We start from the raw sequence: 25,412 nt of genomic DNA on the forward strand, positions 1-25,412 counted from the left end.
TGCCCAGCAGTTGCGCCCGCACAGCGACAGGGGCTTGCCACCCAGGCCTTGTCCGGCGCGGCCCCGCGGCCCGGCACGGGCTGTGCACGGGGTGCCGGATGCACAGGCAAGCCAAGGAGTCCCCATGCCGCGCGAAATCCGTCTCAACGCCTTCGAAATGAACTGTGTCGGCCACCAGTCGCCCGGCCTCTGGGTGCATCCGCGCGACCGCTCCTCGCAGTACAAGGACCTGGAGTACTGGACCGACCTGGCGCGGTTGCTCGAATGCGGCCGTTTCGACGGACTGTTCATCGCCGACGTGCTGGGCATCTACGATGTGCTCGACGGCAATGGCGACGCGGCGATCCGCCAGGCCGCCCAGGTACCGGTGAACGACCCGCTGGCGCTGATCACGCCGATGGCCGCGGTGACTCGCCACCTGGGCTTCGGCCTGACCGCCTCGCTGTCCTTCGAGCATCCCTATCCCTTCGCCCGCCGACTCTCGACCCTGGACCACCTGACCAAGGGCCGGATCGGCTGGAACGTAGTGACCTCCTACCTGGAAAGCGGCGCGCGCAACCTCGGCCAGCAGGCCCAGCTCGACCACGACCGCCGCTACGACTATGCCGACGAATACCTCCAGGTGCTCTACAAGCTCTTCGAAGGCAGTTGGGAGGACGGCGCGGTGCTCCGCGACCGTCGCCGAAGGATCTTCAGCGACCCGGGCAAGATTCACGAGATCCGCCATGTCGGCGAGCACTTCCAGGTACCCGGCATCCATCTCTGCGAACCGTCGCCGCAGCGCACGCCGGTGCTCTACCAGGCCGGCGCGTCGAGTCGTGGCAAGCGCTTCGCCGCCGAGCACGCCGAGTGCGTGTTCGTCGCCGCGCCATCGAAGACCGTGCTCAAGCAGGCGGTCGCCGACATCCGCCAGCGCGTCGCCGAGGCCGGCCGCGATCCGCGCAAGGTACTGGTGTTCAACCTGCAGACGGTGGTGCTGGGCGAAACCGACGCCAAGGCCAGGGCCAAGTTCGACGAATACCGCGCCTTCGTCAGCTACGAAGGGGCCCTGGCGCTGATCTCCGGCTGGACCGGGATCGACTTCGGCCAGTATCGGCCGGATCAGGTGCTGCGGCACATCCACACCAATGCGATCCAATCGGCGGTGGAAGCGTTTTCCAGCGCCGATCCGACGCGCACCTGGACGGTCCGCGAGCTGGCCGACTGGGTCGGTATCGGCGGCTTCGGCCCGCTGTTCGTCGGCAGCCCGGCGACCGTCGCCGACCTGTTGCAGGAGTGGGTGGAGGACACCGACGTGGATGGCTTCAACCTGGCCTATGCGCTGGCCCACGAAACCTTCAGCGACGTGGTCGAATTGCTGGTGCCGGAGTTGCAGAAGCGCGGGGTGTACAAGACCGAATATGCGCCGGGGACTCTGCGCGAGAAGTTGTTCGGCGACGGCCCGCGGCTGCCGGATTCCCATCCGGCGGCCGGCTATCGCGACCTGCGGGCGCTCTGGGAGAAGGAGGCCGGGCGCAACGCGCTGCCGGCCTGACCTGGGCGGACGGCGGATGACGCCGGTGGCGCTATCCGCCCCAGGGCCCGGGACGGCCCCTAGAGCCAGGCGTGCCGCGGTGGCTTCACCCCATTCAACTGGTAGTTGCCGATGGCATGGTATTTCCAGCGCACCGGGTCATGCAGGGTGTGGGTGCGGGCGTTGCGCCAGTGACGGTCGAGATTGAGTTCCTCCAGGGTCGAGCGCGTGCCGGCCAGTTCGAACAGCCGGTTGGCGGCGAGCAGGGCGGCTTCGGTGGTGAGCACCTTGGCCTCGGCCACGGCGATCGAGGCGGCGGCCACGCTCTCCTCGTCGGGGGCGGCGAGCGCCGCTTCGATGGCGTCGGCCGCCAGGTCGAGCACGGCTTCCGCGGCGCGCACGCGGATGCGCAGGTCGCCGACCTGCTGGATGGTGTAGGGGTCTTCCCAGGCATGCTGCTGGTTGGCGTCTATCCATGGCCGCGCGTGGCGGCGCACCTGCTGCACGGTCTCGGCGAGGATGCCACGGGCGATGCCGGCGTCGATGGCGGCCTGGATGAACTGCGATACGGCGCCGGCGGCGGTGGGGCGGTCGAAGGCGCGGTGCACCGGGATGACGTGCTCGGCCGGCACCCGCACGTTGTCCAGGATGACGGTGCCGCTGGCGGTGGTGCGCTGGCCGAAGCCGGACCAGTCGTCGATCACCGTCATCCCCGGCGCGTCGCGCGGGATGAACGCCAGGTGCGCGCGCTGCTCGGCGTCGAGGCCGACGGCCGGTACCCAGTGGGCGAGCAGGGCGCCGCTCGAATAGAACTTGCGGCCGTCGATGCGGAACCCGTCGCCATCCGCCAGCACTCGTGTCTGGAATTCGGCGACGGTACGGCTGTGGCGTTCGGAGAAGGCGTTGCCGAAGCGCACGCCGTCTAGCACCAGGCCGTAGAAGAAGCGTTTCTGCTCCTCGCTGCCGTCCAGGCGCAAATGGTCGAGCACCGCCAGGTGGTTCTGCGGCAACTGCGCCAGGGACGGGTCTACCGCGGCGATGGTCTTCAGTACTTCGGCCAGGGTCCGGTAGCCGACCTCGGCGCCGCCGTAGGCGCGCGGTACGCTGATGCCCCATAGGCCGCTCTGCGAGAAGGCTTCCAGTTCGGCCACCGGCAGTCGGCGCTGGCGGTCGCGCAGCGAGGCTTCCTCGGCGAACAGCCCGGCCAGTTCGCGGGCGACGCGGATCGCCTCGGCGTCGTCGGCGATACGCCGGGCCGGGGTCCGTGGCAGCGGTTGCCGATAGGGATCGGCGGCGTTCTTTTCCAGTGCGCTCATGGCAACTCCTTGCGATGGGATGGGCGAGGTTCAGCGGGACGCCGTGGCCGGACCGCTGCCGATCTGCCAGACGTAGGGCGGCTCGCTGCCGTTGATCTCCCAGTCGCCGACGATCCGTTGCTTGTAGATCAGGGGATTGTGCGAGGCGGCGGTGCGCGCATTGCGCCAGTGGCGGTCGAGCTGCTTGCCGCGGCCGACGGCGGAAGCGCCGCTGGCGTCGAACAGCTCGCTGGTGGCCTGCAACACCAGTTCGGCGACGATCGCCTGGGCCTTGGCCGATTCGATCTCGGCGGCGATATTGGCCTCCTTCTCCGCCTGCGGGTCGCCTACGAATCGCGCCAGGTAGGCGCGCTGGGCCGCTTCGGCGGCGCGCAGGGTGGCCGCCTCGGCGGCGTAGACGCGCGCGGCGATGCGCCCGACCACCTGCTGCACCTGGGGATCCTGGCTGACTCGCAGGGCATTGCCGTGGCTGTAGATACGGGTCCGCCCGCGCACCTCGGCGGCGACGTCGCGCAAGGCGGCGCGGCCGGTGCCGGCCAGCACCGCGAGCAGGACCAACTGGTAGAACGCGGTCTGGTACTTGAAGCGGCTGGCGAAGTCGATGAGGTTCTCTTCCTCCACCTCGGCGTCCTCGAACAGCGACGTGCCGCTGCCGGTGGTGCGCTGGCCGAAGCCGTCCCAGTCGTCGCTCTGGCGCACGCCGGGCTGGTCGGTGCGGATCGCCGCGATCACGTCGGCGCCGGTGTCGTCGCGCTGGGCATACAGATCGATCCAGTCGGAGAAGAGGCTGCCGGTGCTGTAGTACTTACTGCCGTTCACCACCCAGCGACCGTCGTCCTTGCGCGAGACGCGGGTGAGCACTTCGCCCAGCCGTACCGAACCGACCTCGGTCCAGGCGCAGCCGACCAGGTCGCCCTCGACGAAGCGCCGCAGCCAACGGTCGCGGCCAGGGCCGGGCTCGGCATTGAGACGGTCCTCGACGAAGGCGAAGTGGCCGCGCAGGGCCTGGGTGATGTTGGAGTCGGCCTCGGCCAGTTCGATCAGCAACTGAACCAACTGCGGCAGCGAGGCGCCGGCGCCGCCGTGCTCGCGCGGCACGCGCACGGCGCCGAAGCCGGCCTGCTTGAGCCAGGCGATCGCCTCGTGGGGCAGTTCGCGTTGCCGTTCGCGCTCGACGGCGCCTTCGGCGATGCGCGCGAAGATCGGTCGGAAACGCTGGGCGAGCAGTTCGTAGTCGGCGCCTTCGGAGAGACTGGCGGCGGTGGCTTCGGGATGGACGCGGGCGTTCATGCGGACTCCTGGTAGGCAGCGGGGCCGTCCGGTCGACGGCTACCCTGGAGTCCGGGCCGTTGCACAGCCTGTGCCGACCCGCGCAGGCCACTGGTTGCGCGGGTTCGCGCGAGCAGGAGGTGTTGCCGGGGCGGCAGCCTGTTGCGCGGCTGCTGCCTGGCGGACAGTGGGGGAGGTGGCGGCAGGTCCCTCTCCCGGCGGGAGAGGGACAGGCGCTTCAGAAGATGTAGTCGGTGGTGAGGAAGTTCGACGCGCGGTTGCGGATGATCTCGCTGACCAGGGTCTTGTTCGCCTCGGTGTCGCGGGTCGCCACCAGGGTGCGGATGGAGAACACCCGCAGCGCGTCATGGACCGACAGGGTGCCTTCCGCCGAATTCTTCCGGCCGTTGAACGGGTAGCTGTCCGGGCCGCGCTGGCACTGGGCGTTGACGTTGATCCTGCCGACCTGGTTGGCGAAGGCGTCGACCAGCCGGCCGATCTGCGCCGGGTCGTTGCCGAACAGGCTCAACTGCTGGCCGTAGTCGGAGCGCAGGACGTAGTCGATCACCTCGTCCAGCTCGCGATAGGGCACCACCGGCACCAGCGGACCGAACTGCTCCTCGTGGTAGAGGCGCATGTCCGGGCTCACCGGACTCAGCAGAGCGGGGTAGAAGAAACTTTGCCGATGCTCGCCGCCGCCCGCATTGACCACTCGTGCGCCCTTGGCCAGGGCGTCGTTCAGCAGGCCTTCGAGATAGTCGACCTTGCCCGGCTCCGGCAGCGGCGTCAGCGCCACTCCCGGTTCCCACGGCATGCCCGGCTTGAGGCTGGCCAGGCGCGCGCTGAACTTGTCGAGGAACGGTCGCAGCACGCTTTCGTGGACGAACAGGATCTTCAGCGCGGTGCAGCGCTGGCCGTTGAAGGACAGCGCGCCGGTGACCGCCTCGTTCACCGCGTTGTCCAGGTCGACCTGCGGCAGGACGATACCCGGGTTCTTCGCGTCCAGGCCGAGGGCGGCGCGCAGGCGGTGCGGGCGGGGGTGCAGCTTCTTCAGGTCGCTGGCGCCGGAATGGGTGCCGATGAAGGCGAACACGTCGACCTTGCCGCTGGCCATCAGCGCCGACACGGTTTCCCGGCCGCGCCCGTAGATGACGTTGATCACTCCTGGCGGGAAGCTGTCGCGGAAGGCTTCCAGCAACGGGCGGATCAGCAGCACGCCGAACTTGGCCGGCTTGAACACCACCGTATTGCCCATGATCAGCGCCGGGATCAGGGTGGTGAAGGTTTCGTTCAGCGGGTAGTTGTACGGCCCCATGCACAGCGCCACGCCCAGCGGAACCCGGCGGATCTGGCCGAGGGTGCCCTGTTCCAGTTCGAAACGGCTGGAGCGGCGGTCGAGTTCCTTCAGCGCTTCGATGGTATCGACGATGTAGTCGCAGGTGCGGTCGAACTCTTTCTCGGAGTCCTTGAGGTTCTTGCCGATTTCCCACATCAGCAGCTTGACCACCGCCTCGCGTTGCTCGCGCATCCGCGCCAGGAAGCGTTCGACGTGCTGGATGCGCTCGGCCACCCGCAGGTTCGGCCACAGGCCCTGGCCGTGGTCGTAGGCCCGCACCGCGGCGTCGAGCGCGGCGAGCGCCGCGTCGGCGTCGAGCAGCGGGGTGCTGCCGAGGATCACCTGGCGCTCGCCGTCGGCCTCGGCGAGGAATACCGGGCTGCGTACCGGCGCCAGCGGGCCGTCCCAATGTCGCAGTTGGCCGTCGACCAGGTAGTCGCGCTGCTCGATGGGGGCGTCGGGGCGGTACTGCTCGGGAATGGCGTCGAGGCTGGGAAACAGCGAATCGAGGTGGAGCGGGGCGGTCATGGCGGGTCCTCGAATGACGTGGATGAAAGGCGTGGGACTGTTGTAGCGCGGTCCGGATCGAAGGTAAATCGTTTCAGCAGGAAAACCGTCGCGCCCTTGCCGGAAATCAGCCTTTGCTCCCGCTTCGTGGGGGGCGGGAGCAAAGGCATGGCGCCGGCTGGCTTCAGGCGTCGGCGGTAGGCTCTTCGCGGGGCCGCGCCGGCGGTGGCTCAAGCAGTTCCTGCTGCTCGGCATAGCGCTGGCGGATATCGAAGTCGCGCGGCCAGCGCGAGGCTTCGTGGTCGGGGCGTTGCATTGGTTCGGTCATGGCTGAACTCCGGTCGGGCTGGTGCTCAGAGCACCAGCGACAGCAACAGGATGAAGACCAGGCCGACCACGGAGAGGATGGTCTCCATCGCGGTCCAGGTCTTGAAGGTCTCGCTGACGCTCATGTTGAAGTACTGCTTGACCAGCCAGAACCCGGCGTCGTTGACATGGGAGAGGATCAGCGAGCCGGCGCCGGTGGCGAGCACCAGCAACTCGCGGTTGACGCCGGGAATCAGGTCGATCACCGGCACCACGATGCCGGCCCCGGTGATGGTGGCGACGGTGGCCGAGCCGGTGGCGATGCGGATCACCGCGGCCACCAGCCAGGCCAGCAGGATCGGCGAGATCTGCGCGTTCACCGCGAGATGGCCGATGACGTCGCCGACCCCGCTGGCCACCAGCATCTGCTTGAAGCCGCCGCCGGCGCCGATGATCATCACGATGGCGGCGGTCGGTGCCAGGCTCTGGTCGAGCAGCCTGAGGATCTTCTTCGAGTCGAAGCCACGGGCGTAGCCGAAGGTATAGAGCGCCACCAGCAGGGCCAGGAGCAGGGCGCTGATCGGATGGCCGATCATGTCCATCCAGGCGCGGAACGCGTGGCCATCGGGGAAGGCGACGTCGGCGAAGGTCTTCAGCAGCATCAGGAACACCGGCAGCAGCACGGTCGCCAGGGTCACGCCGAAGCTGGGCAGGTCCTGGGTCTCGGGCTCGTGGGCGATCTGCTCGACCAGTTCCGCCGATGGCGTGCCGGGTATGTAGCGCGAGACCAGCGCGCCGAACAGCGGGCCGGCGATGGCGGCGGTGGGCAGGGCGACGATCAGGCCGTAGAGGATGGTCTTGCCGATGTCGGCGCCGAACACGCCGATCGCCAGCAGCGGGCCGGGATGCGGCGGCACCAGACCGTGCACCGCGGAAAGGCCGGCGAGCAACGGGATGCCGATCTTGATCAGGGACACGCCGCTGCGCCGGGCGACGATGAACACCAGCGGGATCAGCAGGATGAAGCCGATCTCGAAGAACAGCGGGATGCCCACCAGGAACGCGGCGAGCATCATCGACCAGTGCACCCGCTCCTTGCCGAAGGCGCGGATCAGGGTGCGGGCGATCTGGTCGGCGCCGCCGGAATCGGCCATCAGCTTGCCGAGCATGGTGCCCAGGGCGAGGATCACGCCGACGAAGCCGAGCACGCCGCCGAAGCCGTCCTGGAAGGATTTGACGATCTTCTCCACCGGCATCCCCGAGGTCAGGCCGAGGAAGCCGGCGGCGATGATCAGGGCGATGAAGGGATGCACCTTGAAGCGGGTGATCAGCACGATCAGGCCGATGATGGTCACCAGGGCGTCGAGGAGCAGGTAGGCATCGTGTGACATGCCGAACATGGAGGGCTCTCCTTTTGTCGTTGTTCTACCGGAGTTGCTGTTTCATTGAAGCGCTTTTTCGGGGTAGCGCTATCTTTGTCGGACAAGCGAAAGAATTCAGGCGGCGGCGTGCTCCAGCCACCAGGCGTGGGCGGCCTGCGCCAGGCATTCCACCGGCAGGGTGGCGTCCAGGCGCAGGGTCAGGGGTTCGTCGAGCGGCGGCTCGAGGGCGGCGAACTGGCTGTCGATCAGGGTCGCCGGCATGAAGTGGCCGGGGCGCTGGGCGACGCGCTCGGCGGCGACCGCCGGGGTCAGTTCCAGGTAGACGATGCCGAGGCCGGGCACCGCGCGGCGCAACCGGTCGCGGTAGGCGCGCTTGAGGGCGGAACAGGTCAGTACCGGCAGCTTGCCGGCGGCCACCGCCTGGCGCAGCTGCTCGGCGAGGGTGTCCAGCCAGCCGGCGCGGTCGTCGTCGGTGAGGGGGATGCCGGCGCTCATCTTGCGGATGTTGGCGGCGGGATGGAAGCTGTCGCCTTCGATGCCGTGGGCGCCGCTGCGCTGGCAGAGGGCCTGGCTGACGCTGGACTTGCCGCAACCGGCGACACCCATGATGACCAGGGCTTGGAGGGGTGGATGCATGGAACACCTCAAGCGTGAGACAGCGCTGTCTTTGCGACCTGGAAAAAATCGCGCGAGCCCGGCTCCGCCTTCTTGTCGTTGTGGTCTGTCGAATCCCGCGCGGGCAGTGGCGGACAGGCCGCCTCAGGCGATTGCCCAGGTCGCGAGACAGCGCTACCTTAGTGCCTGGAATTTTGTTTGGCAAGCAGGCCACGATGAGCATCACCAAGAACGACAAGAACACGCGAACCACCGGACGTCCCACCCTCAACGAAGTCGCGCGCCGCGCCGGGGTCAGCCCGATCACCGCGTCGCGCGCGTTGCGCGGCGTCGCCAGCGTCGCCGAAGAACTGGCGCAGAAGGTCCGCGACGCCGCCCGCGAACTCGGCTACGTGGCCAACCCCGCGGCGCGCGCGCTGGCCTCGGCGCAAAGCCACAGCGTGGCGGTGCTGGTGCCGTCGCTGGCCAACCTGCTGTTCATCGAGACCCTCGAGGCGATCCACGCGGTACTGCGGCCGCAGGGCCTGGAAGTGCTGATCGGCAACTTCCACTACTCGCGCAACGAGGAAGAGGACCTGATCCGCAACTACCTGGCCTACCAGCCGCGCGGCCTGCTGCTGACCGGCTTCGAGCGCACCGAGAGCGCCCGGCGGATGATCGAGGCCAGCGGCATTCCCTGCGTGTACATGATGGACCTGGACTCCGGCTCCGGGCTCAATTGCGTCGGCTTCTCCCAGTTGCGCGCCGGCGAGGCCGCCGCCGAGCACCTGCTGGCACGCGGCCGCAGGCGCCTGGCCTACATCGGCGCCCAGCTCGACCAGCGCACCCTGCTGCGCGGCGAGGGGTTCCGCCGCGCCTTGCAAAAGGCCGGCTGCTACGACCCGGGGCTGGAAATCCTTACGCCGCGGCCGTCCTCGGTGGCCCTCGGCGGCGAACTCTTCGTGCAGTTGCTGGCCAGCCAGCCGCAGGTCGACGGGGTGTTCTTCTGCAACGACGACCTGGCCCAGGGCGCGCTGCTGGAGGCCCTGCGCCGTGGGGTCAAGGTGCCGGAACAGATCGCCGTGCTCGGTTTCAACGACCTGCCGGGTTCGGACTGCACGGTCCCGCGCCTGAGCAGCATCCGCACCCCGCGCGAAGCCATCGGCCGGCGCGCGGCGGAGCAGTTGCTGGCGCTGATCGCCGGCAAGGAGGTGCGCGATAGCGCGCTGGACATGGGGTTCGAGCTGATGGCGCGGGAGAGCACCTGAACCCGCGGCCCGACGGTGCGGCCGTTCAGGGACATGTCGAGGGCTGGGCAGCGCCGCCGGGCGTAACGGCTTGCCGGGTAGGGCGAATAGCGCCGCAGGCGCTATTCGCCGTTACGCCGGGTTTCACGGCGGATAACCGCGAGCGGTTATTCGCCCTACGGGGGCGTGTCGAGGGCTGGGCAGCGCCGCCGGGCGGAACGGCTCGCCGGGTAGGGCGAATAGCGCCGCAGGCGCTATCCGCCGTTACGCCGGATTTCACGGCGGATAACCGCGAGCGGTTATTCGCCCTACGGGGACATGTCGAGGGTTGGGCAGCGCCGCGGGCGCTATCCGCCGTTACGCCGGGTTTCACGGCGGATAACCGCGAGCGGTTATTCGCCCTACGGGGGCGTGTCGAGGGTTGGGCAGCGCCGCAGGCGCACGCCTTGCGTAACGGCTCGCCGTCTCTTCGGTGTCTCAAGCCACCGCGTAGTAATGCTTGACGAAGCCGCCGTCGGCAACCTCCCAGAGCACCGGGGTGCCCTTGCTGACGAACCAGCTGTCGCCGGCCTTGTAGAGCGTGCTCTGGCCGGTGGACTCGTCGGTGAGGCGGACCTCGCCGCTGACCACCGTGGCCTGTTCGCTGAACGGATAGGTCATGCGGAACTTGCCGGCGGTGGTGCCGAAGTAGGCGGCGCTGACCGGGTCGGTGGGGGCTCCTGCGGTCATCTTGCCGAAGGCTTTCACCTCGCCTTCGAGGATCTCCGAGCCGAGGTCGGCGACGCTGCCCCAGGCGTCCAGTTCGTCGAGGGTGATGCCGTGGCGGATAACGGTAATGGCCATGGGAATGCTCCTTGTAGAGTGATCGGTAGGTTTCAGCGCCGGCCGTTCCAGTAGCCGGAGAGCTGGTGCCAGGTCTTGCCCGCGCTGAGCAGCAGCGGGCGGAAGTGGTCCTTGCCGTGGATCGGGATGCGGCGCACCGAGCTGAGCAGGTCGTAGCGCGCCGAGCCTTCGCTCATGCCTTCGGCGAGGACCTTGCAGACGATGTGGCTGGGGGTCACGCCGAACCCGGAATAACCCTGGACGAAGAACGCGTTGGGCCGCCCCGAGAGGCTGCCGATCTGCGGGAACAGGTTGGCGCTGCAAGCCATCGGCCCACCCCAGGCGAGGTCGATGCGGACGTGCTCCAGGTAGGGGAAGATCTTCAGCATCAGCTTGCGGTTCCAGGCCTTGAGGTCGCCGGGGATGCGTTCGACGAAGGGCGTGGCGGCGCCGAACAGCAGGCGGTTCTCGTTGGTCACCCGGTAGTAGTCGATGACCGGGCGGATGTCGCTGTAGGCGCCGCGGATCGGGCTGATCCGCTGGATCAGTTCGTCCGGCAGCGGCTCGGTCATCATCTGGAACGCGTAGGTATTGATGGTGGTGCGGTGCAGCTCGGGTTCGAGCCGGTTGAGGAAGCTGTCGCAGGCCCAGAGCAGCTTGTTCGCGGTGACCGAGCCCTTGGCCGTGCGCACGCGGATGCGCTCGCCGTATTGCACCTCCAGCGCCGGGCTGTATTCGAATATCCGTGCGCCGAGGCCGGCCAGTGCCTTGGCTTCGCCGAGCAGCAGGTTGAGCGAGTGCACATGGCCGCCGCCCATGTGCAGCAGGGCGCTGCCGTAGGCGTCCGAGCCGATGATCTGGCGCACCTCGGCACCGTGCAGGTAACGGATCTCATGGGGCGAGCCGAGCGACCGGAATTCCTTTTCCCAGGCCTGCAGGGTCTTCGCCTGGCGTGCGTTGAAGCCCATGTAGCCGTAGCCGTGGCAGAAGTCGGCGTCGATGGCGTACTTCTCGATACGGCCCTTGATGATGTCGGCGCCGAGGTCGCTGATCTCGAAGATCGCCCGCAGGCCGTCCTCGCCGACATCCTTGCGGATCTTCTCCAGGTCGTGGCCGATGCCGGCCATGATCTGCCCGCCGTTGCGCCCGGTACCGCCGAAGCCGAGGTGGCGGGCCTCCAGCACGACGATGTCGGTGATGCCGTGCTCGGCCAGCTCAAGCGCGGTGTTGATCCCGGAGAAGCCGCCGCCGATCACCACCACGTCGGCGTCCAGGTCGGTTTCCAGGGAGGGGAAGGACAATTCGTACTTCTTGGTCGCCGTGTAGTAGGTCGGCGTCTCGATGTTGATCATGGATGCGGCCTGGCAAGGGGTGGATGTACCTATTAGACGCTCCGTGGCCGCCGCGGTCTTGTTCCTGTCTGCCGCCGGCTTGACCGGCCCTGCCAGGCGCGCTTCAGCCCAGCGTGGCGATCACCCGTGGCGCGACGAAGTCGATGAAGGCGCGCAGCTTGGGCGAGACCTGGCGGCCGGACGGCCAGAGCAGGAAGAACCGCGCGCGGCGCTCGCAGAAGGTGTCGAGGACGCTGACCAGGCGCCCTTCGCGCAGCGCCTCGCGGATCGAGAAGTCCGGCAGGCAGGCGATGCCCTGGTCGCGCAGGGCGAAGCAGACGCGGGTCTCGATGTTGTTGCAGACCATCGACACCGGGATCTGCGGCGGGGCTTCGCCGTCCGCGCGGCGCAGCGGCCATTCCTCGAGGCGGCCGGTATTGGGGAAGCGGTAGTGCAGGCAGGTGTGCCGCAGCAGGTCTTCCGGGCAGCGCGGCGTGCCGTGGCGGGCGAAGTAGGCCGGCGAGCCGACCAGCTTCAGCTGGAACTCACCCAGTTCGCGCATGGACAGCCGCGAATCCACCGGCTGGCCGGTGCGCAGGACCACGTCGAAGCCTTCGTCGACGACATCCACCACGCGATCGCTGAAGTCGAGGTCTAGCTCGATGTCCGGATAGGCCTGCATGAAATCGGCGAGCGTCGGCAGGACCAGCCCGCTGACCAGCGGCAGGCTGACCCGCAGGCGCCCGCGCGGGGTCTCGCGGCTTTGCGACAGCTCCAGCTCGGTGGCTTCGATCTCGGCCAGGATGCGCCGGCTGCGCTCGAGGAACAGGCTGCCTTCGGCGGTCAGGGTGATGCTGCGGGTGCTGCGGTGGAACAGGCGCACGCCGAGTTTCTCTTCCAGGCGGGCGACCCGCTTGCCCACCGCCGAGGCGCTGACGCCGAGGGTCCGGGCGGCGCCGACGATGCTGCGGGTCTCGGCGACGCGGACGAAGACGGTGAAACCGCTGAGGCTGTCCATGCAAGGCTCCGATTACGGACATGACGGTCCGGATAGAACGGAACTCTATCCGTCTTTTTCCGCTTTTGCAGCGCTCTTAGCCTGTCCGCATCCTTCATCTGCGGAGAGTCCCGCATGTCCAGTTTCGAACGAGAGCCAGGCTGCGGCCTGGCGGAAAATGTCGATCAGGTGATCGAGGCGGCATTCGCCGACCAGCGCCTGGTGGGGGCGGTGGTGCTGGTGGCACACCGGGGGCAGTGGCTCTATCGACGGGCTGCCGGCCTGGCCGACCGCGAAGCCGGCCGGATAATGGGCGAGGACAGCCTGTTCCGCCTGGCCTCGGTGAGCAAGCCGATCGTCAGCGTCGCGGCCCTGAGCCTGGTGGATGAGGGCCGGCTGGCCCTCGATGAGCCGATCGCCGACTGGTTGCCGGCGTTCCGTCCGCGCCTGGCCGACGGCCGCGAGGCGCGCATCACGCCGCGGCAGTTGCTGAGCCACAGCGCCGGCCTCGGCTATCGCTTCCTCGAAGCCGACGCAGACGGCCCCTATGCCCGCGCCGGGATTTCCGATGGCATGGACCTGCCGGGTTTCGACCTGGCCGAGAATCTCCGTCGCCTGGCCTCCGTGCCCTTGCTCTACGAACCCGGCCGCGCCTGGGGCTATTCGCTGGCCACCGACGTGCTCGGCGCGCTGGTGGAGCGGGTCGACGGGCGGCCGCTGGCGGAAGCGCTGCGGCAGCGGGTCGGGATTCCAGCCGGCATGCGCGACAGCGGCTTCCTCTGCGCCGACGCGTGCCGACTGGCGGCGGTCTACGTCAGCGACCGGCCACGCCCGCGCCGAATGGCCGGGCGGGAGACCGTGGCGCCGTTCGAGGACAGCGTCGGCATTCGCTTCGAGCCGAATCGGGCCTTCGAACCGTCTGCCTATGCGTCCGGCGGGGCGGGGATGATCGGCAGCGCCGGCGACGTGCTGCGCCTTTTGGAAATCCTTCGCCAGGGCGGCGCGCCGTTGCTGACGCCTGGCCTGGTGGAGGAGATGGGTCGCGACCAGGTACCCGGCCTGGAACTGCCGGCCAATCCCGGTTTCGGCTTCGGCCTGGGTTTCTCCGTGCTGCGCGACCCGGCTATCGCGCAATCGCCGGAGGCTCCCGGCACCTGGCGCTGGGGTGGCGCCTACGGGCATTCCTGGTTCGTCGACCGGGCCCGCGAACTGTCGGTGGTGGCGCTTACCAACACCCTGTTCGAGGGCATGTCGGGACGCTTCGTCAACGACCTGCGCGACGCCGTCTACCGTTCCGCGGAGCTGCGCTGATGGGACGCCGCGAAGCATTTCCGGAGAACGCCGGGGCCGCTGCGTCGGCCGTGGCGCCGCGGCTGCCGCTGAGTGCGCTGCTGGCGATGGCGATGTCCGGCTTCGTCGCCATTCTCAGCGAAACCCTGCCGGCCGGCCTGCTGCCGCAAATCGGCGCGGGGCTGGCGGTCAGCGAGGCGCTGGCCGGGCAACTGGTCAGCGTCTACGCCTTGGGTTCGCTACTGGCCGCGCTGCCGGCGGCGAGCCTGACCCAGGGCTGGCGGCGGCGCCGGGTGCTGCTGCTGGCGCTGCTGATCTTCTTCGTCTGCAACAGCCTAACCGCCGTTTCCTCGGATTACCGCCTGACCCTGCTGGCGCGCTTCGGCAGCGGCGTCGCCGCCGGCCTCGCCTGGGGCCTGCTGGCCGGCTACGCGCGGCGCCTGGTGCCGCCGGAGCAGCAGGGGCGGGCGTTGGCGGTGGCCATGCTCGGTGCGCCGCTGGCGCTGTCGCTCGGCGTTCCGCTGGGCACCTGGCTGGGCGGCCTGCTCGGCTGGCGCTGGGCCTTCGGCCTGTTGTCGCTGACCGCGCTGCTGCTGGTCGGCTGGGTGCTGCGCAGCGTGCCGGACTTCCCTGGCCAGCCGGCCGGGCGGCGCCTGCGTCTGCTCGGGGTGCTGCGCACGCCGGGCGTGCGTCCGGTATTGCTGGTGATCGTCGCCTGGGTGCTGGCGCACAACATCCTCTACACCTATATCGCGCCGTTCCTCGCCAAGGTCGGCCTGGGCGCCTCGGTGGACCTGGCCCTGCTGGTATTCGGCAGCGCCGCGGTGGCGGGAATCTGGCTGGTTGGCGTGCTGGTCGACCGGCACCTGCGGCGGATGGTCCTGGCCAGCCTGGCGCTGTTCGCCGTGGCGGCGCTGGCGCTGTGCCTGGGCGCTCGCTGGAGCTGGCTGGCGTTCGCCGGCCTGGCCCTCTGGGGACTGACGTTCGGTGGCGCGGCGACGCTGCTGCAGACCGCCTCGGCGGACGCCGCCGGGGAGGGCGCCGACCTGGCCCAATCGATGATCGTGGTGGCCTGGAACCTGGCCATCGCCGGCGGCGGAGCGTTGGGTGGCATGGTGTTGCAGCGCTGGGGCAGCGAGATGCTGCCCTGGACCCTGCTACCGCTGATCGGCTTGGCCGCCGTGCTGGCCTGGGGCAATGCCGCGCACGCTTTCCGCGTCGGCCCGCGCGACTTCCGCAGGGCATCGCCCGAGCACCGGAAAGCGGCGCAATAGACGGGGCTGCGCCCGGCAAGGGGAAAAAGGCTGCGGGTCTTAGAACGTTTATTCACCTGGGTTATTTGGATAGGTCCGTTTCGAATATCCATCGCGTCGAAATACCGGCCGTGACGATGCGTTCCTCCGCCATGCAGCGGAATCCGCCGTCATTGCGCCGAACATCTTCGCTGTCTCGCCGCTAGCCACCATGCAGCGCCCGGCTCGGCTGTTGCACCGGCATCTTGCCGGTGCGTCGGCGCTGCCTAGAATCGGCCCCATTCGCACCTACCCCCGCTTCGCCTACAGGAGTTACCGCCATGATGAATGCCATGCAGATGCCGATGAACATGAATGCCGCCATGCCGATGATGCCCATGATGGGCATGCCGATGATGATGGCGACCATGCAGTGCGAAACGATGGACGACGGCATGCTGTGCAAGATGATGCCGGCGATGGGCATGGACATGGGCCAGTTCCGCAACAGCGCCGAGATGATGGCGATGATGATGAACTGCGGCATGCCCATGATGATGCAGTGCGGCAACCTGGCGATGATGGGCATGTCCCAGGCCTGCATGGCGATGATGCCGACGATGGGCATGGGGATGGGCATGCCGATGATGGGCATGGCTCCGATGAAGTGCATGATGGAGTGCTCCATGCAGGGCGACGCCATGCATTGCAGGATGATGCCGATGCAGGGCATGGACATGGAGATGTTCAAGAACTGCTGCATGCTGATGGCGAAGATGATGGAGTGCGGCATGCCGATGATGATGAGTTGCAACGGCATGCCGATGATGTGCTGCACCTGCTGATCCGTCGCCGGATGGAAAAGGCCCGCCCGGGATGACCGGGCGGGCCTTTCTTCGTCCATGGCAGCAGGGCCGGGGGTCAGTCCAGGCGCTCCGGGTAGGTCATCACCAGGTACGCCAGGGCTTCGCTATCGGCGGGGTTGCGGTAGCTGTGCGGCTGGTCGGCGTAGAACAGGATCGAGTCGCCGGTGGCGAGCAGGAAGCGCTCCTCGTTGACCCGCACTTCCAGTACCCCCTGCGCCACCACCAGGTTCTCCTGGGTGCCGGGGGCGTGGGCTTCGGCGTCTTCCTGGCCGAGGCCGCGCAGGCGCAGTTCGTAGAACTCCACCTGGCGCGCCACATCGAAGGGGAACAGCGCGCGGCTGGTGAAGGCGCCGTCGGCGCTGACCAGGCGCTTGCTCTGTTGCGCCGGCAGCACGGCGACACCGGCGAAGGCGCGATCGTCGAGGAAGGCTGCCACCGACACCTTGAGACCCTGGGCGATCTTGCACAGCACCTTGATCGACGGCACGCTGCGCCCGGACTCGATCTGCGCCAGCATCGCCCGGCTGACACCGGAAATCCGCGCCAGGGCGTCCAGCGAGAGATTGCGCTTGCCGCGCAGGCGCAGCAGGTTGTGGGCGACGCGCTGGCCAATCAGATCATCGGGTTCGGTATGCACGCCGGCGGCCAGTTCCAGGTGGGCAACGCCATCGCTGGCGGGCAGGTTCATCGGTCAGGCCCGGCGGCTGCGCTCGTCGTGCCTGGCTGGCGGTTGCGGCACGGCGTAGCCGGCCCGCCAGGCGTACACCGCCCACATCATTTCGCCCAGGCGGCGTGCCTGGCGGCGCGAGCGGTAGCGGGCGAAATCGATGACGTTGTCGGTGCGGTCCATGAGGCACTCCTCGGGCGGCGGGTTCGATGGCAGCCAGACTATCCCTTCGCCGCTTAGAGCCATAAATACTAAGTTTTTATTTATTAATTCACTTTTGTGCTTAAAAAGGGACGCCGAACCGTACGGAGCAGCATATTTATATTCTTTAAAGGTATTTAAATTAATTTTCTTATTCCAATAAATTAAAGGCTCTCGCGTACCTGCCGACCAATCGGCGCGCCGCACCGAATCCATGCCGCCTTGCGCGGTATCTCGTGCCTGGCGTGTCCGGGCTTGCGTGGGAGTCAGCGATGTCCGTTTCCCTTCCGGCGCCAGCGCGCGCCGACTTTCCCTTGCAGATCCGTGCCCTCGATGCCGCGTTCGGCGCCGAGGTGCTCGGCCTCGACCTCGGGTTGCCCCTGGCCGCCGAGGACTTCCGCCGTATCCACCGGGCGCACCTGGACCACCATGTGCTGGTGTTCCGCGAGCAGCGCATCACCCCGGCGCAGCAGATCGCCTTCAGCCGGCGCTTCGGTGAGTTGCAGATCCATGTGCTGAAGCAGTTCCTGCTCCCAGGGCATCCGGAGATCCTCATCGTTTCCAACATCGTCGAGAACGGCCAGCCCGTCGGTCTCGGCGATGCCGGCAAGTTCTGGCACTCCGACCTTTCCTATAAGGAGCTGCCGAGCCTCGGCTCGATGCTGCATGCCCAGGAGCTGCCGGAGGAGGGCGGCGATACTCTGTTCGCCGACATGCACAAGGCCTGGGACAGCCTGCCGGAAGCCCTGCGCAAGGCCATCGAGGGACGCACGGCGGCGCATTCCTATACCGCCCGCTACAGCGAACCGCGCTTCGAGGGCAACTGGCGGCCGACCCTGAGCGCCGCCCAGCTCGCCGAGGTGCGCGAAGTGGTCCATCCGATCGTGCGCACCCACCCGGAAAGCGGGCGCAAGGCGCTGTTCGTCAGCGAAGGTTTCACCACCCGCATCGTCGGCCTGCCGGCCGACGAGAGCGCCCAACTGCTCGCCGAGCTGTATGCGCACAGCGTGCGCCCCGAGCACATCTACCGGCATCGCTGGCAGGCGCATGACCTGGTGTTCTGGGACAACCGCTCGCTGATCCATCTCGCCGGCGGTTGCCCGCCCCACCTGCGGCGCAAGCTCTACCGCACCACCATCCAGGGCGACGCGCCGTTCTGACGACGGCACGCGCTTCCCCTTCTTCGCCAGGAGCGTTTCCATGAACAGCATTCCCCGTTTCACCCGCCTGGTCGCCGCGCTCGGCCTGGGCCTGAGCCTCGCCACCACGCTGCTGGCCAGCCGGCCGGCGCAGGCCGAGGGCGAGATCCGCATCGCCGAGCAGTTCGGCATCGTCTACCTGCTGCTCAACGTGGTCCGCGACCAGCGCCTGATCGAAAAGCACGGCCAGGCCGAGGGCCTGCAAATCAAGGTCGACTGGACCCAACTGTCCGGCGGCGCGGCGGTCAACGATGCGCTGCTGTCCGGGGCGATCGATATCGCCGGTGCCGGCGTCGGTCCGCTGCTGACCATCTGGGACCGTACCCGCGGGCGCCAGAACGTCAAGGCGGTGGCTTCGCTGGGCAACTTCCCCTACTACCTGCTGAGCAACGACCCGCGGGTCAGGAGCATCGCCGACTTCGGCGCCGGGGATCGCATCGCCGTGCCGGCGGTGGGGGTTTCGGTGCAGTCGCGCTTCCTCCAGTACGCCGCGGCGAAGCAGTGGGGCGACAAGCAGTTCGACCGCCTCGACAAGTACACCGTGGCGCTGCCGCATCCGGACGCCACCGCCGCGCTGGTGGCCGGCGGCACCGAGCTGACCGGGCATTTCTCCAACCCGCCGTTCCAGGACCAGGCGCTGGCCAACCCGAAGGTCCACGTGGTGCTCGACAGCTACGAGCTGCTGGGGCCGAATTCGCCGACCGTGCTGTTCGCCACGGAGAAGTTCCGCCAGGACAACCCGAAGACCTACCGGGCCTTCGTCGAGGCGCTGAAGGAAGCGGCGGCCTTCGCCCAGAACGACAAGGCGGCCGCCGCCGATACCTATATCCGGGTGACCGGGGCGAAGATCGACCGAGCCGCGCTGCTGAAGATCATCGCCAATCCGCAGGTGGAGTTCAGCGTCACGCCGAAGAACACCTATCCGCTGGCGGAGTTTCTCTACCGGGTCGGTGCGATCCGCAACAAGCCGGCCTCCTGGCAGGACTATTTCTTCCAGGACGGCGCGCCGTTGCAGGGGAGTTGAGACGCCGATGAACGCCGCCTCCCGCCAACCTTCCACGCTCCCCGCCGACGCCCTGCTGGCGGTGGACGGAGTCAGCCTCGAATACCGCACCCGCTCGCGCGTGGTGCGGGCCACCCAGCGGGTCAGCTTCGAAGTCGACCCGGCCGATCGCTTCGTCCTGCTCGGCCCGTCCGGTTGCGGCAAGTCGACCCTGCTCAAGGCGGTGGCCGGCTTCATCACGCCCAGCGAGGGCGAGATCCGCCTTCAGGGACAGGCGGTCAGGGCGCCCGGCCCCGACCGTATCGTGGTGTTCCAGGAGTTCGACCAGTTGCCGCCATGGAAGACCGTACGGCAGAACGTGCTGTTCCCCTTGCGGGTGTCCGGCCAGGTGACGCGCGACGAGGCCGAGCGACGCGCCGACGAATGCCTCGAGAAGGTCGGCCTGGCGGGCTTCGCCGAGGCCTACCCGCACACGCTGTCCGGGGGCATGAAGGCGCGGGTGGCGATCGCCCGGGCGCTGGCGATGCAGCCGAAGATCCTGCTGATGGACGAGCCGTTCGCCGCGCTGGACGCGCTGACCCGGCGAAAGATGCAGGAAGAACTGCTGCGCCTGTGGGAAGAGGTGCGTTTCACCCTGCTGTTCGTCACCCACTCCATCGAGGAGGCGTTGGTGGTGGGCAACCGCATCCTGCTGCTCTCGCCGCACCCGGGGCGGGTCCGGGCCGAAGTGCACGGCCACCCGTTCGGGCTGCACAGCCTTGGCGGCGAGCCGCTGCAAGCCGCGGCGCGACGCATCCACCGCTTGCTGTTCGACGAGGGCGGCGAACCGACGGCGGCCGCGACCCTCGACTTCGCCGATATCCGGCTGGCCCATTGAGCAGAGGAATCGATCGATGAGTCGAGTCACGCGCGTTCGCGAAGAATACGAAGTCCAGCTCGAACCCCTGCTGGAGGTCTCCCTGGAGCGGCGCCTGCCCCTGAGCCAGCGTCTCTGGCAACAGGGCTGGCTGCGCAAGGGGCTGATCCTGGCGCTGCTGGCGCTGGCCTGGGAGCTGGCGGCGCGGGTCCAGGGCAACGACCTGCTGCTGCCAGGCTTCCTGCAGACGGCCAGGGCCCTCGGCGAGGGCCTGGCCAGCGGCGAACTGCCGGCCAAGGCGGGGATCTCCCTGCTGGTGCTGTTCAAGGGCTACCTGCTGGGGATCGTCCTGGCCTTCGTTCTGACCAGCCTGGCGGTCTCCACGCAGTTGGGCCGCGACCTGCTCGGGACCCTCACGGCGATGTTCAACCCGCTGCCGGCGATCGCGCTGCTGCCGCTGGCGCTGCTCTGGTTCGGCCTGGGCCAGAACAGCCTGATCTTCGTGCTGGTGCATTCGGTGCTCTGGGCGCTGGCGCTGAACACCTATGCCGGTTTCCTCGGTGTCTCGGAGACCCTGCGTATGGCAGGGCGCAACTACGGCCTGCGTGGCCTGCGCTTCGTCCTGCTGATCCTGGTGCCGGCGGCGCTGCCGTCGATTCTCGCCGGGCTGAAGATCGGCTGGGCCTTCGCCTGGCGCACGCTGATCGCCGCGGAACTGGTGTTCGGCGCGAGCAGCGGCAAGGGCGGGCTCGGCTGGTACATTTTCCAGAACCGCAACGAGCTGTACACCGACAAGGTATTCGCCGGCCTGGCCGTGGTGGTGCTGATCGGCCTGCTGGTGGAGAACCTGGTGTTCGGCAGCATCGAGCGCCTCACGGTGAAGCGCTGGGGAGTGCAACGCTAGGGCGGCGGACGGGTGGAGTGTTACGGCAACTTTCTCGGCAACTGTTGCGCTGGCGCGGCGGCAAAGCGGAGTAACGTCTTGCCCGCACCCACTTCAAAGGATGGAACGAATGTCGCTCTCCGTGGATCTGCTGCTGGCGTTCTCCCTGTTCGCCTTCGTCACCTCCGTCACGCCCGGTCCGAACAACACCATGTTGCTGGCCTCGGGGGTCAACTTCGGTTTCGTCCGCTCCATCCCGCACATCCTCGGGATCAGTTGCGGCTTCTTCATCATGGTGATGGCGGTGGGCTTCGGCCTGGGCACGGTGTTCGAGGCCTATCCGGTGCTGTACACCATCCTGCGCTACGTCGGCGCGGCCTACCTGCTGTACCTGGCCTGGAAGATCGCCACGTCCGGCCCGGCCGGCAACGACCCGGAGGGACGTGGCAAGCCGTTGAGCTACTGGGGCGCGGCGGCGTTCCAGTGGGTCAACCCGAAGGCCTGGGTGATGGCGGTCGGCGCCATAAGCACCTATACGCCGTTGCAGGGCTACTTCACCAACGTGGTGGTGATCTCGACGGTATTTGCCCTGATCAACGCGCCGACCATCGGAATCTGGGCCGGTTTCGGCAGCATGCTGCGCAACGTGCTGCGCGATCCGCGCTGGCTGAGGGTGTTCAACGTAGGGATGGCGCTGCTGTTGGTCGCGTCGCTGTACCCGATCCTCGCGGAAAGCCATTCGGCCTGACCTGTCACCACCCTATCAATTGTATTAGCTCGTAACTCGTCGCCATTTCGTGAAGAGTTTTTCGCTCGGTGCCCAGCCTCGGAAGGGGGAGAGCGATGCAGGAGCGACATGGCTTACCGTTACGCAGCTTTTCGTCGGGCAAGGCGCTGACCGCGGGACGCGCAGTGCGCCCGGAGGTTGCGCAGGAGCGGCGCTACCTGCAAGGCGCCCCGCTGGGGCTGGAGTTGCCGGGACGAATCGCCTTGCGCGACCCGCATTGCGCCTGGCAATGGTTCGAGCCGGAGGCGGCCGCGGAAGCGTTCCCGGCGGCGCACTGGCTGGCGGCGTTCCTGGTACTGCTGGGACGCTACGGCAACGAAGAGATCACCCTGGGCTTTCCCGAGCCGATCACGGTTCGCGGGCGGCAGGCGCCCGCGCTGCTGCGTTCCGCCTACCGGGCGATGGAGTCGTCCGCCGAACGTAGCGCGCGGCTGGCGGAAGAACTCGATGACGCCCGGCGGCAGCTATCCGCCGACGGCCAGGAGCGCGCCGCCCTGGCCGGGCGCTGCGCGGTCCAGGTGCTGGCGGCGCGGCCGACGGCGAGCAGCCCCGGCTGGCTGGCCCTGGTGCTGGCGGCGGACGGCAGCGTCGGCCTGGCTCTGCGCGATCCCCAGTACGACGAATTGCGGCGTATCGCCGGCCATCTCGCGCGCCTGGCGCGCGGCCTGGTCGACGCCCAGGCCTGCGTCGGCCGGCTGCCCTGGCTGGACGCCGACGAAGAGCGCCGTTTGCAGGCCCTGCGCAGCGAGCCCCAGGCCGCCCCGTCGCGCGGCGTACTCCACCATCTGTTCGAGGCCCAGGCGCGGCGCACACCGCAGCGCATCGCCGTGCACGCCGCCGACCGTAGCCTCAGCTATGCCGAGCTGGAGCGCGAAAGCGCCGCGCTCGCCGTGCGCCTGCGCGCCGCCGGGGTGGCTCCGGAGCAGCGGGTCGGGGTCTGCCTGCGGCGCGACAGCGGCCTGCTGGTCGGCCTGCTTGGCGTGCTCCGCGCCGGCGGTTGCTACGTCCCGCTGGACCCGGCCTATCCGGAGGAGCGGGTGGCCTACATGCTCGACGACGCCGACTGCCTGCTGGTGCTGGTCGACGCGAGCACCCGCGAGCGGGTCGCCGCGCTGGGCCGGCCATGCCTGACGTTGGAGGAGGGCGGCGACCAGGCGAACGACCTGGCGCTGCCCGCGAGCGAGGTCGGCGCCGACCACCTCGCCTACATCATCTATACCTCCGGATCCACCGGACGCCCCAAGGGCGTCGCCATCGAGCACGGCAGCGCCCATGCCTTCCTGCGCTGGGCCGGCCAGCACTATGCCGCCGAAGAATGGAGCGGGGTACTGGCGGCGACCTCGGTGTGCTTCGACCTGTCGGTCTACGAGCTGTTCGGCACCCTGGCCGAAGGCGGCACGCTGCACCTGGTGGAAAACCTGTTCAGCCTGCCGGACTACCCGCGCCGCGACGAGATCAGCCTGCTCAATACCGTGCCCTCGGTGTGTGCCGCGCTGCTCGCCCTCGGCGACCTGCCGGGCGGGGTGCGCACGCTGAACCTGGCCGGCGAACCGCTGCGCGGCCACCTGGTGCGACAGATTCGTGGCCAACCCCAGGTACGGCGCCTGGTCAATCTCTACGGGCCGACCGAGGACACCACCTATTCGACGGTGCACGAACTGGACCTGCACGCCGAAGCGCTCGACGAGCCGCCCATCGGCCGACCGCTGCCCGGCACCACGGTGGAGGTGCTCGACGGCTTCGAGGCGCCGCTGCCGCTGGGCGTGGCCGGGGAACTGTACCTCGGCGGCATCGGCCTGGCGCGTGGCTATTTCGGCAAGCCGGAGCAGACCGCCGAGCGTTTCCGCGTCGATCCGGGCAGCGGCGAGCGCCGCTATCGCACCGGCGACCGCGTACGCATGCGCGAGGACGGCGTGCTGGAACACCTCGGCCGGCTCGACGACCAGGTCAAGTTCAACGGCTTCCGCATCGAGCTGGGCGAGATCGCCTCGTGCCTGGCGAGTTTTCCCGGGGTGAGCGAAGCCTGCGCCATGCTCACCGAGGACAGCGCCGGCCTGCGTCGGCTGGTCGGCTACCTGGCGGCGCCGTTCGCCCCGCCGCTCCAGGCGCTGAACGAGCACCTTGGGCAAAGTCTGCCGCACTACATGTTGCCGTCGGCGTTCGTGGTCCTGGCGGAGCTGCCCAAGACGCTCAACGGCAAGATCGACCGCAAGGCCCTGCCGCGTCCCCAGGCGACCGGCGCCGAGCCCCAGGCGCTGCCCAGCGATCCGCTGGAGCAGGCGCTACACCAGGCCTGGCAGGCGCAGCTTGGTGCGCCGCCGCGCGCCGGACAGGGCTTCTACGCCGCCGGCGGCGATTCCCTGCGGGCGGTGCACCTGCTCGCGACGCTGCGCCAGCGACTGTCCCGCCGCGTACCGTTGCAGGCGTTCGCCGGTGGCCCGGCGACCCCCGAGGCCCTGCTGGAACTGCTGCGCCAGGCCGCGCCCGAGGGCGACGAGCCGGAGCCGAGCGCCGGCGCCGCCGGGCTGAGCCTCGCCGAACGGCGCCTGTGGGTGGCCCAGCAACTGGCGCCGGAGGACACCTCCTACAACCTGCTGGCCCACCTGCGCATAGTCGGCGCCACGGCCGACGCCATCGAACAGGCCTTGCGCCAGTTGCTGGAACGGCATGTGGCGCTGCGCCGGCGTGTCGAAACGGGCGTCGACGGGCCGCAGCCGCATGCGCTGGCGGCGCATGCGGTGCCCCTGCAACGCCTGCTGGCGAGCGACGCCGTCCACGCCGAGCGGTTGCTGGAGGATGGCGTGCGCCGTGAGGGCGCGCGAGTCTTCGACCTCGCCCACGAGGCGCCGGCACGCCTGCTGCTGGTCGTCACCCGCGACAGCGCGCGCGCCGACCTCCTGCTCAGCGTCCATCACTACGCCTTCGACGATGTGTCGCTGGCGGTCTTTGCCGCGGAACTGAAGACGCTGCTCGATGGCGGTCGCCTGGGCGTGCTCGCCAGCACGCCGGAACAGGTTGCCGCCCGCGAGCGCGCGGCGTTGGCCTCGGGACGCCTGGACCGTGTCGCCGAGCGCTGGGCTGAGCGTTTGTTGCCGCTGGCGAAGGCTCCCGGCGCCGCGCCGGCGCGCCCGGAGGAGAGCGGCGGGCGCGCCGGCCAACGCCTCGCCCTGCCGGTTTCCGCCGCCGTCCATGCCGCCTGCCGGGCGCTGGCCGAACGCACCTCGGTAAGCCCGTTCAGTGCTGCGCTACAGGCCTTCGCCGAAGTGCTCGGCGCCGAACTGGGCGTCGACGACCTGCTCGTCGGCGTGGCCCTGGCCGGGCGTTCGCGCCTGGAAATGCAGGGGCTGGTCGGCTGCTTCGTCAACCTCCTGCCGCTGGCGGTCGGCCTGCGTCCGGAGCAGTCCGTGGAGTGGCGCCTGCGCCAGGTCGGCCATGATCTGCTGGAACTGCTCGAACACCAGGACGTGCCCCTCGAATGCGTGACCCAGGCCCTGCGCCAGCGCGGCGCCAGCGGCCTGCCGATCCGCATCGCCTGCGGCGCGCACAACGGTCGGGCGGCCCCGGCGGTGGATGCCGGGGTGCGCGTCGAAGCCGACTTCATCCCGGTGCCTGGCGCGCGCCTCGACCTGACGCTGTGGCTGGAAGACCAGCCGCAGGGTTGGCTGGCCGTCTGGACCGGGGCCAGCGCGATCTTCGACCTGCACCGCATCGAGCGCCTGCACCAGGCCTGGGAGCGGCGCCTGCTGGCGAATGCCGGCGAACCTATCTCGAAACGCATGTCGCCGGAGGGCTGCAACGCTTCCTGACG

General features: G+C 68.7%; 22 protein-coding genes. 11 read left to right on the top strand and 11 right to left on the bottom strand.

Features of this window, described 5'->3' with window-relative positions:
* The first annotated feature begins 124 nt into the window (after positions 1 to 124).
* Positions 125 to 1,534, top strand: coding sequence for an LLM class flavin-dependent oxidoreductase (locus tag AC1RB9_RS13750; RefSeq protein WP_003450904.1), 1,410 nt, complete (start codon positions 125 to 127; stop codon positions 1,532 to 1,534).
* 59 nt (positions 1,535 to 1,593) lie between these two features.
* Here the strand turns inward: AC1RB9_RS13750 and AC1RB9_RS13755 are convergent, their stop codons facing one another.
* From AC1RB9_RS13755 to AC1RB9_RS13780, 6 genes are all read right to left on the bottom strand, one after another.
* Positions 1,594 to 2,829, bottom strand: a complete 1,236-nt coding sequence (locus tag AC1RB9_RS13755; RefSeq protein ID WP_003450902.1) for an SfnB family sulfur acquisition oxidoreductase — start codon at positions 2,827 to 2,829, stop codon at positions 1,594 to 1,596.
* A 30-nt stretch (positions 2,830 to 2,859) separates the two neighbouring features.
* Positions 2,860 to 4,119: an acyl-CoA dehydrogenase family protein gene (locus tag AC1RB9_RS13760; RefSeq protein ID WP_003450901.1), complete on the bottom strand. Its 1,260-nt coding sequence runs from the start codon at positions 4,117 to 4,119 to the stop codon at positions 2,860 to 2,862.
* A 217-nt stretch (positions 4,120 to 4,336) separates the two neighbouring features.
* The gene (locus AC1RB9_RS13765) at positions 4,337 to 5,962 is read right to left on the bottom strand and encodes an NADP-dependent glyceraldehyde-3-phosphate dehydrogenase (protein ID WP_003117844.1); all 1,626 of its coding nucleotides are present in this window, start codon (positions 5,960 to 5,962) and stop codon (positions 4,337 to 4,339) included.
* Positions 5,963 to 6,125: 163 nt separating this feature from the next.
* Entirely contained in the window at positions 6,126 to 6,269 is a 144-nt protein-coding gene (locus AC1RB9_RS13770; RefSeq protein ID WP_003089416.1) for a hypothetical protein, read from the bottom strand.
* A 25-nt stretch (positions 6,270 to 6,294) separates the two neighbouring features.
* Complete coding sequence (locus tag AC1RB9_RS13775; protein ID WP_003107128.1) at positions 6,295 to 7,647, bottom strand: GntP family permease; 1,353 nt, start codon at positions 7,645 to 7,647, stop codon at positions 6,295 to 6,297.
* A gap of 96 nt (positions 7,648 to 7,743) precedes the next feature.
* Positions 7,744 to 8,265 (bottom strand): gluconokinase, GntK/IdnK-type, encoded by a 522-nt coding sequence (locus tag AC1RB9_RS13780; RefSeq protein WP_003107130.1) that lies wholly within the window; start codon positions 8,263 to 8,265, stop codon positions 7,744 to 7,746.
* A gap of 194 nt (positions 8,266 to 8,459) precedes the next feature.
* On the opposite strand from AC1RB9_RS13780, the gene gntR reads away from it, so the two are divergent.
* Positions 8,460 to 9,491 carry an HTH-type transcriptional regulator GntR gene (gene gntR, locus AC1RB9_RS13785; protein ID WP_003107131.1) on the top strand — a complete coding sequence of 344 codons (1,032 nt, stop codon included), beginning with the start codon at positions 8,460 to 8,462 and terminating at the stop codon, positions 9,489 to 9,491.
* Positions 9,492 to 9,947: 456 nt separating this feature from the next.
* Here the strand turns inward: gntR and AC1RB9_RS13790 are convergent, their stop codons facing one another.
* The 3 genes from AC1RB9_RS13790 to AC1RB9_RS13800 all read right to left on the bottom strand — a co-directional run bounded on the left by AC1RB9_RS13790 (position 9,948) and on the right by AC1RB9_RS13800 (position 12,641).
* Positions 9,948 to 10,313: a cupin domain-containing protein gene (locus AC1RB9_RS13790; RefSeq protein ID WP_003089408.1), complete on the bottom strand. Its 366-nt coding sequence runs from the start codon at positions 10,311 to 10,313 to the stop codon at positions 9,948 to 9,950.
* A 32-nt stretch (positions 10,314 to 10,345) separates the two neighbouring features.
* Complete coding sequence (locus AC1RB9_RS13795) at positions 10,346 to 11,644, bottom strand: NAD(P)/FAD-dependent oxidoreductase (RefSeq protein WP_003089406.1); 1,299 nt, start codon at positions 11,642 to 11,644, stop codon at positions 10,346 to 10,348.
* 103 nt (positions 11,645 to 11,747) lie between these two features.
* The gene (locus AC1RB9_RS13800; protein WP_003117841.1) at positions 11,748 to 12,641 is read right to left on the bottom strand and encodes a LysR family transcriptional regulator; all 894 of its coding nucleotides are present in this window, start codon (positions 12,639 to 12,641) and stop codon (positions 11,748 to 11,750) included.
* Between the two features lie 114 nt (positions 12,642 to 12,755).
* Here AC1RB9_RS13800 and AC1RB9_RS13805 point away from each other — a divergent pair, with 114 nt between their 5' ends.
* From AC1RB9_RS13805 to AC1RB9_RS13815, 3 genes are all read left to right on the top strand, one after another.
* Positions 12,756 to 13,931 carry a serine hydrolase domain-containing protein gene (locus AC1RB9_RS13805; RefSeq protein ID WP_003450898.1) on the top strand — a complete coding sequence of 392 codons (1,176 nt, stop codon included), beginning with the start codon at positions 12,756 to 12,758 and terminating at the stop codon, positions 13,929 to 13,931.
* Positions 13,931 to 15,184, top strand: coding sequence for an MFS transporter (locus AC1RB9_RS13810; protein WP_003450896.1), 1,254 nt, complete (start codon positions 13,931 to 13,933; stop codon positions 15,182 to 15,184). The genes AC1RB9_RS13805 and AC1RB9_RS13810 overlap by 1 nt, the downstream gene beginning before the upstream one ends.
* A gap of 299 nt (positions 15,185 to 15,483) precedes the next feature.
* Entirely contained in the window at positions 15,484 to 15,987 is a 504-nt protein-coding gene (locus AC1RB9_RS13815; RefSeq protein WP_003113089.1) for a hypothetical protein, read from the top strand.
* A 76-nt stretch (positions 15,988 to 16,063) separates the two neighbouring features.
* Here the strand turns inward: AC1RB9_RS13815 and AC1RB9_RS13820 are convergent, their stop codons facing one another.
* Entirely contained in the window at positions 16,064 to 16,645 is a 582-nt protein-coding gene (locus AC1RB9_RS13820) for a helix-turn-helix domain-containing protein (protein WP_003122724.1), read from the bottom strand.
* A gap of 54 nt (positions 16,646 to 16,699) precedes the next feature.
* Positions 16,700 to 16,858 carry a hypothetical protein gene (locus tag AC1RB9_RS13825; RefSeq protein WP_003089396.1) on the bottom strand — a complete coding sequence of 53 codons (159 nt, stop codon included), beginning with the start codon at positions 16,856 to 16,858 and terminating at the stop codon, positions 16,700 to 16,702.
* Positions 16,859 to 17,148: 290 nt separating this feature from the next.
* Here AC1RB9_RS13825 and AC1RB9_RS13830 point away from each other — a divergent pair, with 290 nt between their 5' ends.
* The 6 genes from AC1RB9_RS13830 (at position 17,149) to AC1RB9_RS13855 (ending at position 25,410) form a co-directional block, all read left to right on the top strand.
* Positions 17,149 to 18,036 carry a TauD/TfdA dioxygenase family protein gene (locus tag AC1RB9_RS13830; protein WP_003450892.1) on the top strand — a complete coding sequence of 296 codons (888 nt, stop codon included), beginning with the start codon at positions 17,149 to 17,151 and terminating at the stop codon, positions 18,034 to 18,036.
* Positions 18,037 to 18,076: 40 nt separating this feature from the next.
* Positions 18,077 to 19,099 (top strand): ABC transporter substrate-binding protein, encoded by a 1,023-nt coding sequence (locus AC1RB9_RS13835; RefSeq protein WP_003450890.1) that lies wholly within the window; start codon positions 18,077 to 18,079, stop codon positions 19,097 to 19,099.
* Positions 19,100 to 19,106: 7 nt separating this feature from the next.
* Positions 19,107 to 19,955, top strand: a complete 849-nt coding sequence (locus AC1RB9_RS13840) for an ABC transporter ATP-binding protein (RefSeq protein ID WP_003113091.1) — start codon at positions 19,107 to 19,109, stop codon at positions 19,953 to 19,955.
* Between the two features lie 16 nt (positions 19,956 to 19,971).
* A complete protein-coding gene (locus tag AC1RB9_RS13845) occupies positions 19,972 to 20,838 on the top strand; it encodes an ABC transporter permease (RefSeq protein WP_003117834.1) in 867 nt (288 codons plus the stop codon).
* 109 nt (positions 20,839 to 20,947) lie between these two features.
* On the top strand, positions 20,948 to 21,565 hold the full coding sequence (locus tag AC1RB9_RS13850) for a LysE family translocator (protein WP_003113093.1): 618 nt from the start codon (positions 20,948 to 20,950) through the stop codon (positions 21,563 to 21,565).
* A 164-nt stretch (positions 21,566 to 21,729) separates the two neighbouring features.
* Positions 21,730 to 25,410 carry a non-ribosomal peptide synthetase gene (locus AC1RB9_RS13855; RefSeq protein WP_169057974.1) on the top strand — a complete coding sequence of 1,227 codons (3,681 nt, stop codon included), beginning with the start codon at positions 21,730 to 21,732 and terminating at the stop codon, positions 25,408 to 25,410.
* The last annotated feature ends 2 nt before the right edge of the window (positions 25,411 to 25,412 follow it).

This window comes from Pseudomonas sp. 20-5, from assembly GCF_056782835.1.